The sequence below is a fragment of the Ochrobactrum quorumnocens genome, from assembly GCF_002278035.1.
GTDB classification, from domain to species: Bacteria; Pseudomonadota; Alphaproteobacteria; order Rhizobiales; family Rhizobiaceae; genus Brucella; species Brucella quorumnocens.
In genome coordinates this window covers 795,018-812,165 of the sequence record NZ_CP022603.1, presented here as the reverse complement: position 1 = coordinate 812,165, position 17,148 = coordinate 795,018, and the positions used below count along the sequence as shown (strand labels likewise).

The window sequence follows — 17,148 nt, the reverse complement described above, 5'->3', positions numbered from 1 at the left end:
CGGCGAGGAATGATTGATTTTGATTCAGGACAAGGCAAAGCTTATGTCCTTTCTCGATACCATCGCGGACAGACAGGTTCTGTCGAGCAGATAAGCCTCAATATTCAAATCCGAAGACAATTGCTCAGAGCATCGACAGCGATGTCTTGCGTTCTTGCTGCTGTCGCAACCATGGCTACTTTGTCAGGCCTTGTTGTATTGTCTACCGCTCCTGTTCTGGCGCAGCAGGTGTCAGGTCATGGCGGGTCTGGCGGGCAACATGCAATCAGTCGCCCTCGGGCGGGGGGCGCCGGTGCCGCTGCCATCTCCTATTCAGGCGGTGGTGGCGGAGGGGGTGGGGGTAAAAATTCGACCTCAGCCTCGGAGGGTACTGGGGGGCAAGGCGGCAGCGGTCCGCATGCTCGAGGTGGAGGATGGGGCGGCCGATCGAACCAGCCCGGTAATGACGGTACCAAAGGGGCCAATGGTGTCGCAAAGGGCTGGATTTGGGCACCCGGTAACTTTGGCCATGATGGGGGAAGTGGCGGTGGCGGTGGTGGCGGTGGTGTTATGTCCACACTTCTGTCAGGGCGCCTTTATGATATCTCTACCCCCATTACTGGAGGCATTGGCGGCATTGGCGGCAATGGCGCCATAGGCGGAATTGGTTACTCCGCAGCAATTTTACCATTTTCTGCATTTTGGGATGGAACTGGCGGTGGCGGCGGCGGCGGTGGCGGCGGTGGCGGTGGCGGTGCGGCATTAGCCTTCACCTCACCGAATTCCGGATTTATGCCAGCCGGGCAAGTGGCGGCCAATATTTCAGCCAATATTACTGGCGGAGCAGGTGGTGATGGTGGTTATGGCGGCGATGGCGGTGCTGGTGAAACCAAAGCCAGTCTGAACAATGCCGTTGGTGGGGATGGTGGTTCGGGCGGCAATGGCGGGAATGGTGGTGCCGGCATTCTTGCGGATGGCTTTGTCGCGTCAATCTATCTGACTTCGGGAACTGCGGTAGCCGGTGGTAAAGGGGGAGGAGGCGGCAACGGCGGTTGGGGTGGTAACAGCGATTACGCCAACGACTATAATCTGGGAAATGGTGGCAATGGCGGAAATGGCGGTGTCGGGGGCACAGGCGTCGTTCTCGGTGGGCCGAATGCCGATCAGAGCCACATTATTCTGGGCGCGGGTGCCAGTGTTAAGGGTGGACAAGGTGGAGACAGGGGGGCTCGTGGAGTTGGTGGCTCGGTCTACAAAGGTACAATGTCTACGAGCAATGGCAACCGTGGTCTTCAGGGAAATGGTGGCCAGGGCGTCTGGATAAACGCTGCTAGCGACCTTCGCGTGGAGGTCGGAACAGGCGCGAGCATTCAGGGCGGCGACGGAGCCGTGGGCGGTATTGGTATTGAAGGTTCTGCATCGCAATCATTCATAGGCGTAGCAGGTAAAGTATCCGGCGGAGTTGGTTCAGACGAAACACGCGCGGCAGCAATCTCGATCAACGGCTCGAACAACCTGCTGCAGCTTCTCAATGGATATCAGTTTGTCGGTGGAGTTAATCTGGGCACTGACGCCATGTTATCCTTTGCGGGCTTGGAAAACTCGACATTCGATCTTTCCTCGATAGGTGCGCAATTTCAGGGTTTCAGCCACATTCTTAAGGTTGACCAGAGCACATGGACGCTCAGTGGAAAGGCCAGTACGCGATTTAAAGATGTCAGTGCTGCGGACGGCATACTGGCACTCGGCCCTGATCAATCAGAACTGCAATCCGATACAGGCTTTATCGACGGCGGCAAGGTTATCGCAACTGGTAACGGCACCTCCGGTTCGGCCAAATGGACCGTTGATCAGTCTCTGGTCGTTGGCAACATCAATACGGGCAGCCTTGAGATAGCCAATGGCGGCGCTGTGAAGGTTGGGGGCGATCTGCTGATCGGCGGTCAAACGTCGGTGTCGGGCACTGTCAACATCAATGGTCCACAATCAAGCCTGACAGTGGATGGCATGTTGGCGGTCGGTGATTCCGGCCAGGGAACAATGACCGTTTCCAATGGTGCGCAAGTTCAGTCCGGTAAAGTTGCAATCGGCCAAAACTCCGGTTCCACTGGCTCCGTTCTTGTTACGGGTGCGGGTACGAAATGGACGGCGCGGGACATCTATGTCAGTGGTGGTAACGCCGATAATGATGGGGGCCGCGGCTCGTTGACCGTCGCCGATGGTGCGATTGTTGGCACCCCGCGCGGCATGATCGATATTGGCGATAATGGCGCTTATGGTGTTCTCAATATTGGTGCTGCTGAAGGTGAAGCCGCTGTTGCTCCGGGCATATTTGTTGGCCGTGATCTGATGCTTGCGCCATTTACCGATGCTGTTTTCAATCACAATGCGGTTGATTACAGCTTTGACGCTTCAATATCGGGTTTTGCGAACCTCAAATTTCTTTCGGGCAAGACCACACTGACAGGCGACAGCTCGCTTTTTAACGGTAACGCGACCGTATCCAACAGCACGCTGGATATTGCCGAAAGAGCAAAACTCAATGGCACTTTGACCGTTAATAATGCCGGACGACTGGAGGGATCAGGTCAGGCAGGTACGACGATCATCAATTCAGGTGGTGTTCTCGTGCCAACTGGTACGCGCTCAATGACACTCAATGGCGGACTCACCCTCAATGCAGGTGGCTCCATTCTCCCAAGTGATGCTGCGTCGCTCATTGTAAATGGTGAGGCGACATTCAACAGCGGTGGGCTCTATACATACAATCTTGCTATGGGCGGCTCTGGCACGACAGCAGCGACTGTTGTGAATGGTGACGTTGCGCTGAATGGCACGATGATGAATGTAACGGGCGCTCCTGCGATCGGTTATCATCGGGTGATCTCATATACGGGTAATCTGACCCAGACAAATGGCGGGTTGAACGTCGGCCAGACACCAGATACGACGCCGTTCGGTTTCAACTACACGGTGGATACCACGCGGGCACGGTCAGTTGATTTGCTCGTCAGTCCTCAAGGCTTGAATATTCTTCAGCAATGGGATGGCGGAGCTCTGGGTGGTACAGATCAGAATGGCATATGGAACAGTACGAACCAGAACTGGTTAAACCCGGTTGGCGGAACTGCTGATACAACCTGGGGCCATGGCTATGCCATCTTCCGTGGGCTGGGTGGTACGGTCACGATTGATGGTGCGCAGTCGGCTGTAGGGTTGCAGTTTGCTGGCGGCAATTTCAGAATTGAGGGCAATGCCGGCGCGACGCTCAACCTGAATGGTTATAGCGGTTATGGCATCGAGATTGTGGTGCCCGAAATACGTGTCCTTAATAATGAGGGAGGGCTGATAAGCGCCTCTATTACCGGCACTTCCGGTCTGGAAAAAACCGGAGACGGTCTGCTGGTTCTCTGGGGAGACAACACGTATTCCGGCAATACTTACATCAGCGGCGGCATTCTTCAGGTGGCTTCAATGCAAAATCTGGGTTCGGCAAACAATACGCTGAATATCAATAACGGCACATTGAGAACCGCCAATAGTTTCGATCTGACCCAGGCTGTAACTCTGGGCGGCGTGTCTGGGATCAATGTTCTTTCAGGCCAGGAAATGAAAGTGTCGGGCGGCGTTTCAGGTGATGGCATGCTGTTTAAGGATGGCGGCGGCACACTTCTGCTTAGCGGAGCGAATAGCTGGTCAGGCGGCACCTGGATCAACGAAGGTGCGTTACGCCTTGAAGCGAATAATTATTCGGCAATCGCCAGTAATACTGATTATGTCCTCACAGGCGGTCTTCTCGATCTCAATGGCAACGAGTTGCGTATGCGTTCATTGATCGGAACCGGTGGAGAAATCTCCATTGACGGCACGACGCTTACTATCGCTCAAGACGCCGATACGATTTATGCAGGCACAATAACCGGCAATGGTTTCAACAGTAATCTGGTCAAAACCGGCAGCGGAATGCTTGTGCTTTCCGGGAACAATAACTATTGGGGAAATACCACCATTAACGGTGGGTCTCTGGTAATTTTCGACGCGACAAATCTCGGGATCAATTCAGGCTTTGCGAAACTTGAAATCCGTAATTCGGCGCTCATAACACTCGGCGATATCGAGCTTAACCGTCAGGTGGATTTAAGTGGCGAGGCAACAATAAATACATTGTTTGGAACCACACTCGAACTCAGCGGAGCCATTTCTGGACCTGCGGGAGCATTGTATAAAGATGGCGCCGGACGGCTCATCATTTCCGGAAACGGAACCTATACTGGCGGTACGACGATTGCAGGTGGTATTCTGCAGATCGGTGATGGCGGCACGACTGGTTCTATTACCGGTAACATTGTCAATGACAGTTTACTGGTGTTCAATCGCTCAAGTAGCTTTACTTATAATGGTTCCATATCCGGTGCAGGTGCATTGCTTCAGGCCGGAAGCGGAACAACCGTTCTGACGGGAAATCACAGTTACACTGGCAATACATTCATCACAGCAGGTACGTTGCAGATCGGTAATGGGAACGCGACGGGTTCCATCGCTGGATATGTGTTCAACAACGGAACGCTCGCATTCAATCGCAGCGATGACTATACCTTCTCAGGCACTATTTTCGGTACTGGTGCTCTTGTTCAGGCCGGCTCGGGCACTCTTATTCTGGATGCCGACAACTATTATACGAACGGCACCCATATCGAGAACGGTACGCTACAGATTGGTAGCGGAGGTACATCCGGCTGGATTGCTGGCGATGTCATCAACAATGGAACGCTGGCATTTGACCGCTCAGACGCGTTCGAGTTTTCAGGTAAGATCAGCGGAATTGGTGGATTTCAGCAAAAAGGCGAGGGGGCTGTCGTCCTCACAGGAGAGAGCAGCTATACAGGTGCCACAGATGTTCTATCAGGACGACTTGCAGTCAACGGCTCAATCGGCAGCTCGATGCTCACGACAGTCCACGAAGGAGCAGAACTGGGCGGCACGGGTACGGTGGGGCAGACGTTCATCAATGGTGGCACCCTAGCACCGGGCAACTCCATTGGAACGCTCACTGTGGCGGGTGATCTGCGGTTAACGGCGTTTTCGCTTTATGACGTTGAAATTTCCACCTCAGATTCTGATCGGGTGAATGTGACGGGGCAGGCCGATTTGGGTGGCGCAACGGTTCATGCGTCATTTGATCCCGGCGGCTATGTGATGAAGCGTTACAACATCCTCAATGCAGAGGGTGGATTGGCTGGGAGCACGTTTGGTGAAGAGGTGACGACAAATCTGCCGGAGAATTTCGCCTCGCTGTTACGATACGATACTAACAATGCCTTCCTTGATCTCGAAATGAGTATTGGCGGCATGAATGTGAACCAACAGAATGTCTCCGCTGCGCTGGTCGATTATTTTGATGAGAACGGGCAAATACCTGTCGCTTTTGGTGGGTTGGATGCCGATGGTTTGACGGCGGCTTCCGGTGAGCTTGCGACGGCGGCACAACAAACGACCATTGTTGCCATGAGCCAGTTCATGAACACTCTGGCGGATCCCTTGGTGGCTGGCCGGGCACGGCGCATCACAAAAGCGCAAGCATCTGACGCGGATATGTTTGAGAACCGCTGGAGTGTGTGGGGCGCGGGCTATGGTAGCTCGCGCAAAACGGATGGTGATGCGATTATTGGATCACATGACGCGCGTGGTCGTATTTATGGCATCGCCGTCGGCGCAGATTATCTGGTATCGCCTGACACGATCCTCGGTTTTGCAGTTGCTGGCGGTGGTACCAAGTTCAGCCTCGCTGAAGGCATGGGCAGCGGCGACTCCGATCTGTTTCAGGCAGGCATTTATGGCAGGCACAATATCGGCAATGCCTATATTACCGGCACACTTGCCTATGGCTGGCAAAGCATCGACACCGAGAGGTCTGTTTCCTTCTACGAAACAGACCAGCTCAACGGCAGCTATCGTGCAAATTCGTGGTCTGGACGGCTTGAGGCTGGCTATCGCTTTGATACACCCTGGCTCGGCATAACCCCTTACGCGGCGGGGCAGTTTGTCAGCTTTGATCTGCCATCTTATTCGGAAAAAGCCTATGCGGTCAGCGACACTTATGCGCTTAACTATTCATCGCAGCGCGAAACTGTAGGACGTGGCGAACTTGGACTGAGCCTCGACAAATCTCTGGCACTTTCGGATGGCGTCTTCACAACGCGCGGACGTATTGCCTGGGCGCGCAACTTCAATAATGACCGTAACGTCTTCGCCGCCATCAATGCGCTGCCGGGAGCGGGTTTTGTGGTCAATGGCGCATCCCAGCCCAAAGATGTTGGACTTGCCAGCGTCTCAGCTGAGATGGTCTGGAACAATGGCCTATCGCTGGGTGCTGCCTTTGACGCGGAGTTTTCCGGTGCCAGCACAAATTATGCTGGCAAAGGTGTGCTCCGCTACAAATGGTAAAAGTGAGAGCTTGGGCTATCGAGGCCCAAGCTCTGCAGCGAGTTCATGCACACCTGAACGAATGCCATTGAACATTCCGAAATTGACGCGATTGGCGACAACGAAAATCCCGAGTTTACGGTTGGGTGAGAGGACCACGTAGGTCATGAAACCACCAAGCCCACCGCTTTTGCCCAAAAGCATGGGAACACCGTTACGTGGCATTGTTACAACCCAGCCCAGCCCCATTCCTTCGCCACCTGTTACTTCTGTGCCGACAACACGCTCCAGACCGTCATATGGCAGCCACATCGTATGGTCGAGGGTATGGGCTTCTTGTGTTGCGGACGTCGGGTTGAGATGCCATTGCATCCACTTCACCATGTCATCGGCGGTCGAATAGACGCCCGCGCTGGCGTGCATGATATCTGGAACGACATTATTTGGGTCATTTTTGTCGAACGGATCAAGTCCAACCATCAGCCGTTTTTTCTGTTCGTCGTTCAGCGTTGTTGTTGTATCGCTCATGCCTGCAGGCTCGAATACTCTGCTCTTTAAGAGGTCTGCAAAGCTGCTATTGCCCGCCTTGGCGAGGGCATCGCCCATCAATCCGTAACCGAAGTTTGAATAAAGGGTAGTCGTGCCTGGCGCATAGGCTGGCGCGTTCGATCCGATCCATTTCCAGTAATAGTCGCGATCAAAAGCATCGAACGGATTGTTCGAGGGGGTCGCATCGGGATCGGCAAGCTCACGCGGCAAGCCCGCCGAATGGGTTGCCAGATCGAGAAGTGTGATAAGCCGACCTGTTTGTTTAACGCTGACACCATCAGGCGCATAGCGTTGAAGCGGGTCTGTCAGTTTCAATTTACTATCTGCTGCCAACGACGTAAGGACGTCGGTCGCAAAGACCTTGGAGATTGAGCCGAGGCGGAAAACAGATTTGCTGTTCGGTTCGATATCATTGCCGGGCACTGTTTCCCCAAAACCCTGCACAATGCTTTCATCACCGTGGACGACCGCAATTGTCAGAGCCGGTGCGCCGGAACTCAGGAATAATGCCATGCCGGTCATTGAGACGGCGTCTTTCAAAGCAAGGTCTTCAGTACTTGCGTGCTGGACTGTCACAAACGTCAGCGCGCTGGTTATCAGAAGCGCGCGGATGAAGTGTGCAGGGCGGTTTTCAGACGACTGGCTCGAACGCATGTTGATCCCTCAGTGCTTGGTGAGTTGCATTGTTCCGTTGCCGAGAGCATTGAGAACAAGCGTCGCTCCGGGCAATGACAGAAGGATGAATCAACCCGCCGGTTGGACGAACGAACATGGGTTCGGATGGCCAGAAACCCGGACTATCTTAAACACCCAACCGTTCGCGCAAGGGTTTGCGATAGACGCGCGAGACTGGCCATGATTGCTGTATGGCGCGCATCTTGATAAGCCACTTGTCCGGTTTGCTTCTGTCGACGTCGGAAACATGCAAAGCATTGACGAATGCAGTTCGATGGACGCGAAAGAAATAGCTTTCCGGCAAAATGCTTATCCAGATGCCGAGTGATCGTGAATCGAGCAGCATCGAGCCATCATTCAACCAGATTTCGCTATAATTTCCCGCTGAGCGGACGCCGACGATTGTTTCGGGCGCCACACCGCGAACAACACCTCGTTTGCGCAGATATACGACCGGTTCGGTCTCTTCTTCTGGAGCAATAGCGATCTGTTTGTTGTTACTGCCATACTGAGCCTGTGCAATCAGATTGGCGCATTGAAACATCGCTTTGATTTCGGCACCAGACCATTGGTGATATTCACGTGTAGTATCGAAACCGATGATGCCGCGTAATCGCCCATCGTAAAATATCGGGATACTCAGGATGCTTTTATTGCCCTGTCGGGAGAACTCGACCTGTATCGCCCGCGCGGCACGTGGCAGGCTATGGACATTGTTGACTGCTACAGCTTTACCGGCAGCCAAATACCGATGCAGCCAGCCGATAAGCGTTGTCGGAGCTTCCTGCAATTCCTCAAGGAAGGACACCGTGCCGCCTCTGCACCATTCATAGATATTCCGAAAACGCAGCAGATCGTGGCGATACTCAATTATCCATGCACGGTCTGCGTTGGATGCATTGCCGACAAAATCCAGATAATCAGCGATAGCTGTATTGAGCGGATGCGTGAGCAGATCCATCGCGCAGATATAGGGCCAGTCCATTGACGGCTCATCTGCGCAATCCTTTTCAGAGCAAATCTGATAGGCTTCAATGATACGGTCCAAACCCCACTCCGAAGTTTGTCTGAATTGGCCTTAGATTGGATTTTACGATCAGGGTCTTGCCGCAGCATTCTGTTATATTGCCCAAAACGCCAGCGAAGGACCGGATTACATTATCCATTTCTGATCCCCAAGCACCAGAAATTAATGCAGGAAACAGCAGATTTTCGCTGAATCTTAAGGGGAAAGCACCCGTTTTGCATCGCATCGGATATTTTGGACTGGATTTCTCATAATATTGCTTGCGATGGCTTCTCTTAATGTAATAACATTACATGTATGGATCGTTTCACGATCCCATTTCGATCAGTAGAAGCGCTGGAATCCATGACTGATGCATGCCTGACTTTCCGTGACCTGACGCTTGGCTACAACAGCCACCCGGCGGTCCATCATCTCAGTGGTGTGGTCCGTAGGGGGTCGCTGACTGCGGTTGTCGGGGCAAACGGCTCGGGAAAATCCACCTTGATGAAGGGTATAGCGGGAATTCTACGGCCAATGTCGGGTCTGTGCATTGCAAGCAAGACGCAAAGTCTCGCCTACCTGCCGCAGCAATCGGAGCTGGATCGTTCTTTTCCAGCGCGTGTCATCGATCTCGTTGGAATGGGTCTGTGGCCAAGGCGTGGGCTGTTGGGCCGACATAATTCCCGCGACCGACAGACGTTGACCGATGCGCTCATAGCGGTTGGGTTGGAAGGCTTTGAGAGACGTCCACTCGATAGTCTTTCTGGCGGGCAGCTCCAGCGCACATTGTTCGCGCGGGTGCTTGTCCAGAATGCCGAGCTGATCCTGTTGGATGAGCCATTCAATGCAGTTGATGAGAAAACTGTTGCCGACCTGATTGGACTGATCAAGGGCTGGCATCATGAGAAGCGTACAGTCATGGTTGTCGCCCATGATCTTGATCTGGTCCGGGAGAATTTTCCTGAAGCATTGCTGTTGGCGCGTCGAGCAGTTGCCTGGGGCAATGCAGATGAAGTGCTGACATCCGAAAATCTTGCGCGCGCTCGTCATTTCCATGAAGCCTGGGACGATGCAGCGCCTTGGTGTGAGGCTGAGCACAGCCATCAGCCCGCCTCAGCCGGTGTGCAAGCGTTCAATAAGGACGCAGCATGACCACTCATTTTCATGAATTCTTTATCGCTCCGTTCGCGGAATTTGCCTTTATGCAAAGGGCATTGCTGGGGGCGATCTTCCTTTCTATCAGCGCATGTCCTGTGGGTGTATTTTTGATGCTGCGCCGTATGAGCCTGACTGGCGATGCAATGTCCCACGCCATTCTGCCGGGCGCTGCTGCCGGCTTCCTGTTTTACGGTTTGGAAATCGTTCCGATGACCATTGGCGGGATGATCGCCGGAATAGTGGTGGCGCTGGGGGCAGGTGCCGTCTCACGCCTGACAATCCAGAAGGAAGATGCCTCGATGGCCGCCTTCTATCTGATATCCTTGGCAATTGGCGTCCTGCTGGTTTCGATGCGTGGATCAAGTGTTGACCTGATGCATGTCTTGTTCGGGACTGTACTGGCGCTCAATAATGATGCGCTGTTCCTGATTGCGCTGACCACAATGCTGACGTTAGGAACGCTCGCCGTATTCTGGCGCGCGCTGATTGCTGAATGTCTTGACCCCTTGTTTCTACGCTCGGTTTCGCGGCTCGGCTCACCGGTGCATTTCATCTTCCTTGGCCTTGTGGTGCTCAACCTTGTGGCGGGCTTTCAGGCGTTGGGCACGTTGCTATCCGTGGGGCTGATGATCCTGCCTGCCGCATCGGCGCGCTTCTGGACAAACCGCGTTGAAACCATGTGCATTCTGGCGATGGTCTTTGGGCTTGGCGCTTCGCTATCCGGCTTGCTGCTGTCCTATCATCTGTCGCTGCCGTCTGGACCGGCCATCATTCTTTCTGCGGGAGCCGTTTATTTTATCTCGGTGCTCGCGGGAACCCGAGGCGTGCTTGTGACACGCAGGTCTCGAACATCGCATAAAATTGCCTAACAATCAGAAGGACTTATTGAAATGATGAGGCAATCGAAACTTGCCCTTGCATTGAGTGTCGCAACATTGGTGGCTTGCTCGCAAGCGGGCGCAGAAGAGCAAAAACTCAAGGTTATTGCCAGCTTCTCCATCTTGGGTGATATGGCGCAGAAAGTGGGCGGCGACAGAATCACACTGCGCACGCTGGTTGGCCCCAATGGTGACGCCCATGTCTATGAACCGAAACCGTCGGATGCCATCGCAATGGCCAAAGCTGATGTGGTTCTGGTGAATGGTCTGCAATTGGAAGGCTTTTTGTCCCGGCTTGTCGAAGCGAGCGGGACGGAGGCCGAGATTGTTGAGGCGACTGAAGGCGCCGAGATTTTGCGTGACCCGAATGGCGGTCATTACCACTATTACGGTACCAAGGCGGTATTCCATGAAGCGCCATTCGATCCCCATGCCTGGCAGTCTGTGGGCAATGCCAGGATCTATGTTCAGAATATCGTTTCAGCTTTTTGCAAAGTCGATGCCAAGGGATGTGATACTTACAAGCATAACGCTGCTGCATATCAGCAGGAATTGGATACGCTGGATGCCGAGATCAGGAGCAAAATTGCATCCATTCAGCAGGATCGGCGCGTTGTAGTCGTTGCCCATAATGCATTTCGGTATTTTGAGAATGCCTATGGCGTGAAGTTTTTGTCGCCACAAGGCGTCTCAACAGAATCTGAAGCATCTGCTGCCGATGTTGCAGGCGTCGTTCGCGATATCAAGGAGAACCGAGCTGCGGCTGTTTTCGCCGAAAATATCGCCGATGCGCGTCTCGTCGAACAGATTGCGTCTGAATCCGGGCTCAAACTCGGTGGGGTGCTTTATTCTGATGCACTGTCCGCACCCGATGGTCCCGCCGCGTCTTACATCGACATGATGCGTTACAATACCGAAACCATCCGGGCAGCAATCACCCCCCAATAAGTGCAGTCAATATCACTGCCACTGCGTCTCTATCACTACCACTGCGTCTTTCAATGTTATGTAATATCATTAATAAGGAGAGTTCCATGAAAAAGCTGATGCTGACTGCTTCGGCGCTTGCAATGGCCGTCTGCATGACGAGCGGAAATGCGCTGGCCGAAGAAGACAATGTGACCGCGTGGCGGCTATTTGTGTCTGACCATGCCGAGCCTGTCGTCAATGTCATTGATGCTCTCGATGGCGACAAATTAGAGAGTTTCAAGATCAAGGGTCCAGCATCGCTCTATCGTAGCGAAAGCGGAGAAACAGTATACGCTGTACAGGGATCTGCGGGCGAGGTATCCGCTATTTCGACCGGAATCTCATTCCATGACCATGGCGATCATGCTGATATTGATGTCGATGATTCAAAGCTTCTCAAGGTTGAGTTGTCGGGATTGAAGCCTGCGCACTTTGTCGAACGACAGGGCAACATTGCGCAGTGGTTTGATGGAGAAGATGCGGCGCGTTTCTTCACCGAAAAGTCGGCTCTCGGCGAAAAGCTCGAGGTGAAGACAGCCAATGTTGTCGCTCCGCATCACGGCGTGTCGGTTCCGTATGATAATTATGCTGTTGTAACGATTCCAAACCCGGAAGATGCATCCAAGCGACCAATCGGCGCGCGCATTGTTGACTTCAAGGGCAATAAAGTTGGCGACGATGTTGCATGCCCCGGCCTGCACGGTTCTGCTGGTTCGGGCAGCATTTATGCTCTTGCCTGTGATACGGGGTTGTTGCTCATCACACAGGATGGTGACAAACCTGTTATCAAGCATCTGCCTTACGGAAAATCGCTACCCGAAGGCAGTTCATCCACTTTGATCGGTGGCAAGGGGCTGCAATATTTCATCGGCAACTATGGACCTGACCGGATTGTTCTGGTCGATCCTTCAGAAGCTGATGGTGGCTTCCGATTGGTTCAGCTTCCAACAAGGCGCGTACATTTTGCAGTTGATCCGGTGCGCCCGAAGTTTGCCTATGTCTTCACTGAGGATGGCCAGCTTCACCAGCTTGATGTTCTCAAAGGTGAAATCGTCAAATCGATCAAGTTGACCGAGCCATACTCCATGGATGGTCATTGGAGTGATCCGCGCCCACGTATTGCAGTTGCAGGCGACAACGTCGTTGTGAGTGATCCGCTTAAAGGGCAATTGCATCTCGTTAATGCAGTCTCATTTGAAAAAGCAGGCGATATTGCAGTTGCCGGCAAGCCTTTTAACGTCGTTGCAGTTGGCGGCTCTGGTAAGGTCCATGCGGGCGAAGCCGGACATAACCACGAGGAGCACAAGCACGAGGAGCATAAGCACGACTGATAATACTTTCTATCTCCATCCGTCGTGAAACTTGGCCCGACCTTTTCAGGTCGGGTTCTTTTTTGTGCGCTTAATAATTGATCGTCACAACAACCGTGTCCGTATAAACTCCCGAAGTGGGGGTCGCCTGGGGCGCGACACGGCCATAAACCGGAACGCTTTCCGTTGCTCCGGTTCCAGTTCTTGATACAATCTGACCAGCCGTATTGCCCCATGGGACGGTGCGTGTGCTATTTGAGTAGAGTCCGTAAATGATCGCGGTTGAGCCAAGTGTCATTCGGCGCTGTGTCGGTTGAGCATTGCTCAAACCGCCATTCAGCGAAATGCTATATGGCAGACCCAGTGTGCAGTTAATTGTTAGCGCGCCATTGGCGTCAATATTCGACGTCATAGCACTGTGAGTTCCAAAATTGAGGGGGCTTGCAGACACTGTACAACTGCGATTGACAATTGCCTGAACATTGAAGCTTGGCTGAATCGGATTGTCGGCGACTGTCGAACAGTCGGGAGCCCCCAAGAGATAGCGAACGTAGTTTATGCGTGCCTGTCCACCGGAAAACATTGATAAATAGGTTCCTGCCAGTTTGGACGCCTGTGAACCGAGTATGCGTCCATAAATTGTACGGGTTGCCGTACCCGGCCCCAGAATAGGTGCTATGACATCGATCGCTGGCACGGAGCCCAATGTTGTGTTGGTAGATGATCCCCAAAGGACTGTCCGGTTGGCGTCCTGAAAAAATTGGTAGGATAATGTATTGGCGCCATTGGTCATCAAACGTGTGCTCCCGGAGCTTCCTCCACTTCCGGCGTTGAGATTTGGGCATACCCGCATAAGCAGCTGCAGATTAAGCGAACTTGAACAGGTAACGCTGAGCACTGCTGTTGTGTCGATAGCCCCGCCGGCCTGGAGGTTGACCGTGCCGAAATTCATGTCCGAGATGGTGGACGTGCAGGTTTGAGCAATCACCACGCTCGCACTTGTGACGCTCAGAAATAGTGCAGCAATGAAAATCAGGAGTTGTTTTGTCATGGGTCTTTCCGGCACACGGCATCAGGTATCGTTGTGCGTTCATTGGCTTTTGCAGGAGCGGTGAAAGTGACGGTGCAGTTTTCACCGTTTGACTGCCGAATAATCAGCGTATTTGTTTCGGCAATATTCTCAGCGTAGACCTGACCATCATAGCCGACGATCGTGGTTTCATCGTCATTGAGTTGGGCTGATGCGCCTGTTTGAATATAATCACCTGCCTCGTTGCGAATGGTTATCAATGCAGGTCTGGTGTCAGCAGATACGTTGAAATCGACAACAGCACCGCTGCGATCACTCGGGCGTACAACCTGACGCGTAGTGCTTACACTCGCATCGAGTGGTAGGTTCGATGGATCAATTGAAATGGCGTTGTCTTCATAGGAACGCAGATCCGACACGAGCAGCTTGCCGCGTTTGTTGGTCTTGCCAATTGGGCGGTTTTCATAAAAGACCTCTACATCAGGCGCCCCAACGTCAACCACGCTGAAGGCGTCGCTGACGCGATTGGCGAGAAACGCACCGCCACCTGCCACGATGATTGCGCCTTCAAACTGTGCTGTCCCGCGCACACTATCATTAAACTTTTCGACACCGGCCTCGGCGCGGCCAATCGAGCTGCGATAGCTGCCACTGGCGGCAATGATGTCATTTTGTCCATAAGAGCCGCGGACACGCCATCCTGTACTACCGACGACAGGCTGCTCGGATTTCATGAGGTCTGCAGTGACACTCGTGCCGGTATCATCTGAAGAAATGCCGGTCGATGCAGTAATATTGCCGTCCATCATCCATGACAGACCGGCGAAGACGCCAAAGGAGCCTTTGCGTTCGAGATCAGTGAAGGTGGAGAAAAACACATTGCCCTTCTGTCCGATGGGTTTGGTTGCGGTCATGCTGACAATGCGGGACTTGTCGAAATTCGCCGTTTCCAATTGCGCGTATGAAAAGTTGAGATTGAGGTTCTCGAATATGGGAGGCAAGGCAATAGAAGCCTGATCGAGCGATCGCGGTGGCTTTGCATTGTAAAGCGTCGAGGGTAGCCCAAACCTGGCGATATCGGCGGTGACGGAAGCCATGTCATTGAAGTCGCCGAAAGTCCGTTGTGTTCTTGCGAAAAACTTGATGTTCCAGAGTTCAGCTTCGAGGCTTGCGGCAACCTGATAGCCGGTTTCATCACCAAAGCGGCTGCTGGATGCCGCAACGGAGCCAACGCCGAAAGTGCCGACATTAAAGACGCTGCCAGCGCCTGCATTGTAAAAATTTTCGGCACCTTCGGCATGGGCTTCTATGGTGAAGTTGTTCGTCAGACCGTAGCGGAGTGTTGCAGAGCCTATCGGGCGCTCATCATAATTATTCGATTCAACACCATAATAGCGGCGGGCAAAACCAATCTCGGCGGAAAAATCTGCAAGTCCCTTAGCCAAAAGATCAGACGACGCATAGAATGGCGTCTCCGAGACTGTTTCACGGCCAAGCGCATCGCGCACCACAAGACGCGCTGTGCCAGCACCTGTAATGATCGGTAGATTGGTGATTGAAAACGGTCCCGATGGAACCGAACGTGAGGCGCGTTGAGCATTGTCGACATAGACATCGATCGTTGAAGGCACTGCGGCAGAACCGGAAAGCTCTGGCAACGGCATCGTTACCAGATCGGGGCGCAGCGTGAAATTGCGGCGTATTTGTATGCCGCCCAAGCGAGTTGGGCGTGTCCAGGATAGGCCACCAGAGATTATATCGCCGACGTTATACGTCATCAGGCGCGTCGGATCGGAATAGGACCATCGTGTATCAAGTCGCGTAGAACCAAAGTTTGCCGCGTCTGAAGAGCTTAAAATCTGCGATGACGTCAGCACACCATAAGGACCGAACAGACGTCCTTCAAGCAGGCTTGAAACACCTTGGAATGAAGTCAGGTCGTCCCATTTCGAACCACCAGTCGATCCATAGACGGTATAGTTGATCAACCCTCCCAGATTGCTTGTTACGACTGGCTCTTCCTCCTCGCTGGCTTGCAGTGTTTCATCTGCTTGCGCATCAATGATCCGCGCCGCACGGCTATCCTCCATGGCGTCAAAGCTTACAGTCTGGTTCTCTTCATCATAAGTTGCCACCACACCGGGTAGCCGGCCGATATCGACCCAGCCGTCCTCCCTTGTCGCTTCCTTCGCAGGCTTGATGCCGACATTTTTCAGTTGCTGGGACTCTATTAACAGGAGCCCGTCGGGTGTTTGACGAAAGGCAGCAATCAACTCCGAAGATGAACCATTCACGAAGACCTCGAGTTGCAGCTCTTGAAATTCATCGTCAGGACTAACGATTCCTGCCGAAGGGGGTGGCAAATCTTGAGCTGCAGCCTTCGGAAAGGCTGAGAAGATCGTCAGACAAGCAATCGTCAAAACAGCAAGGTCAACCGCCCCTGACGTTCGCTTGCGCATTAATCGGGCCAGCTTCGCTTTGTGCTGAGATCGTCAGCGAGCCACCACCTCGATTATTGCGTGTACCGGGGATGAACCAGGAAACACTCGATTTCCCGAGCACATAGCCCACAAGTCCCTTTTGTTGTGCGACGGGCGCACCGCCTTTGTTCTGTAACGCCAGATCGGAGACGCGCATGCGCTTGTCTCCCCGGTTGTTGACCGTGATTTGATATCCGCCAGCCTTTTGCTGCACATTCCAGGCCACATCAGCACCGCTGTTGTCCTGTGGTGAGAAGAAAACCGGAATAGAATGTCTGATGACGAGATTGACGGTTCCCGACTTCTGTTGTGAAGAACTTGGCAACTCGTCCACGATCAGGCGGTAGCTTTCTTCTGCTTTGACCGGCCGCTTTGATGTGCGAACCACGCGAACCATATTTTCGCCGCCCGCCTTCAGTTGCGAGATCGGCGGACTTACGGCGACATCTGTGGCGGGGGTATAGCTATCGACGCCATTGCTCTGGCTCCACCGGAATATTCTGACCTGTACGTTGATGGGGCGTTTTGCATCGTTCCAAATCCGAACGCTGGACGCGGCCGTTGGGGCGCTAAGGTCTATCAGAACCGGAGACACTCTTAACGATGCCGCGTTTGATTGCGCAGAAGAAATATGCAGGCCAGCAACAACCAGCGCTGCAAGTATGAGAATACGCATGCAAGTCTCCCT

10 protein-coding genes are annotated in these 17,148 nt (G+C 53.3%); 5 read left to right on the top strand and 5 right to left on the bottom strand.

The annotated features are described in order from the left end of the window. Positions 1-9 precede the first annotated feature (9 nt). The gene (locus CES85_RS28070) at positions 10-6,423 is read left to right on the top strand and encodes an autotransporter domain-containing protein (protein ID WP_157743399.1); all 6,414 of its coding nucleotides are present in this window, start codon (positions 10-12) and stop codon (positions 6,421-6,423) included. Positions 6,424-6,438: 15 nt separating this feature from the next. On the opposite strand, the gene ampH is transcribed toward CES85_RS28070, so the two are convergent. Together ampH and CES85_RS03860 are read right to left on the bottom strand one after the other, a co-directional pair. Beyond that, positions 6,439-7,605 carry a D-alanyl-D-alanine-carboxypeptidase/endopeptidase AmpH gene (ampH, locus tag CES85_RS03865; protein ID WP_095444722.1) on the bottom strand — a complete coding sequence of 389 codons (1,167 nt, stop codon included), beginning with the start codon at positions 7,603-7,605 and terminating at the stop codon, positions 6,439-6,441. 148 nt (positions 7,606-7,753) lie between these two features. Beyond that, positions 7,754-8,674: a GAF domain-containing DNA-binding protein gene (locus tag CES85_RS03860; protein WP_208636282.1), complete on the bottom strand. Its 921-nt coding sequence runs from the start codon at positions 8,672-8,674 to the stop codon at positions 7,754-7,756. Positions 8,675-8,998: 324 nt separating this feature from the next. Between CES85_RS03860 and aztA the strand changes: the two genes are divergently transcribed. From aztA to aztD, 4 genes are all read left to right on the top strand, one after another. Beyond that, on the top strand, positions 8,999-9,787 hold the full coding sequence (gene aztA / locus CES85_RS03855; RefSeq protein ID WP_095445683.1) for a zinc ABC transporter ATP-binding protein AztA: 789 nt from the start codon (positions 8,999-9,001) through the stop codon (positions 9,785-9,787). Beyond that, positions 9,784-10,662 (top strand): zinc ABC transporter permease AztB, encoded by an 879-nt coding sequence (gene aztB, locus CES85_RS03850; protein WP_095444721.1) that lies wholly within the window; start codon positions 9,784-9,786, stop codon positions 10,660-10,662. The genes aztA and aztB overlap by 4 nt, the downstream gene beginning before the upstream one ends. 21 nt (positions 10,663-10,683) lie before the next feature. After that, positions 10,684-11,619, top strand: a complete 936-nt coding sequence (gene aztC / locus CES85_RS03845) for a zinc ABC transporter substrate-binding protein AztC (protein ID WP_095444720.1) — start codon at positions 10,684-10,686, stop codon at positions 11,617-11,619. A gap of 86 nt (positions 11,620-11,705) precedes the next feature. Continuing rightward, on the top strand, positions 11,706-12,971 hold the full coding sequence (gene aztD / locus CES85_RS03840) for a zinc metallochaperone AztD (RefSeq protein WP_095444719.1): 1,266 nt from the start codon (positions 11,706-11,708) through the stop codon (positions 12,969-12,971). Between the two features lie 70 nt (positions 12,972-13,041). On the opposite strand, the gene CES85_RS03835 is transcribed toward aztD, so the two are convergent. From CES85_RS03835 to CES85_RS03825, 3 genes are read right to left on the bottom strand one after another with little or no spacing between them, the layout of a single operon-like run. Beyond that, positions 13,042-14,001 carry a Csu type fimbrial protein gene (locus CES85_RS03835; RefSeq protein WP_095444718.1) on the bottom strand — a complete coding sequence of 320 codons (960 nt, stop codon included), beginning with the start codon at positions 13,999-14,001 and terminating at the stop codon, positions 13,042-13,044. Then, entirely contained in the window at positions 13,998-16,439 is a 2,442-nt protein-coding gene (locus tag CES85_RS03830) for a fimbria/pilus outer membrane usher protein (protein ID WP_095444717.1), read from the bottom strand. The genes CES85_RS03835 and CES85_RS03830 overlap by 4 nt, the downstream gene beginning before the upstream one ends. Beyond that, a complete protein-coding gene (locus CES85_RS03825; protein WP_095444716.1) occupies positions 16,411-17,136 on the bottom strand; it encodes a fimbrial biogenesis chaperone in 726 nt (241 codons plus the stop codon). Before CES85_RS03825 ends, CES85_RS03830 begins: the two co-directional genes overlap by 29 nt. Positions 17,137-17,148: the final 12 nt, after the last annotated feature.

Bases quoted from the DNA above. Each gene is read 5' to 3' on its own strand.
- CES85_RS28070 (WP_157743399.1), top strand. From the start codon at position 10: ATGATTGATTTTGATTCAGGACAAGGCAAAGCTTATGTCCTTTCTCGA.
- ampH (WP_095444722.1), bottom strand. From the start codon at position 7,605: ATGCGTTCGAGCCAGTCGTCTGAAAACCGCCCTGCACACTTCATCCGC.
- aztA (WP_095445683.1), top strand. From the start codon at position 8,999: ATGACTGATGCATGCCTGACTTTCCGTGACCTGACGCTTGGCTACAAC.
- aztB (WP_095444721.1), top strand. From the start codon at position 9,784: ATGACCACTCATTTTCATGAATTCTTTATCGCTCCGTTCGCGGAATTT.
- aztC (WP_095444720.1), top strand. From the start codon at position 10,684: ATGATGAGGCAATCGAAACTTGCCCTTGCATTGAGTGTCGCAACATTG.
- aztD (WP_095444719.1), top strand. From the start codon at position 11,706: ATGAAAAAGCTGATGCTGACTGCTTCGGCGCTTGCAATGGCCGTCTGC.
- CES85_RS03835 (WP_095444718.1), bottom strand. From the start codon at position 14,001: ATGACAAAACAACTCCTGATTTTCATTGCTGCACTATTTCTGAGCGTC.
- CES85_RS03830 (WP_095444717.1), bottom strand. From the start codon at position 16,439: ATGCGCAAGCGAACGTCAGGGGCGGTTGACCTTGCTGTTTTGACGATT.
- CES85_RS03825 (WP_095444716.1), bottom strand. From the start codon at position 17,136: ATGCGTATTCTCATACTTGCAGCGCTGGTTGTTGCTGGCCTGCATATT.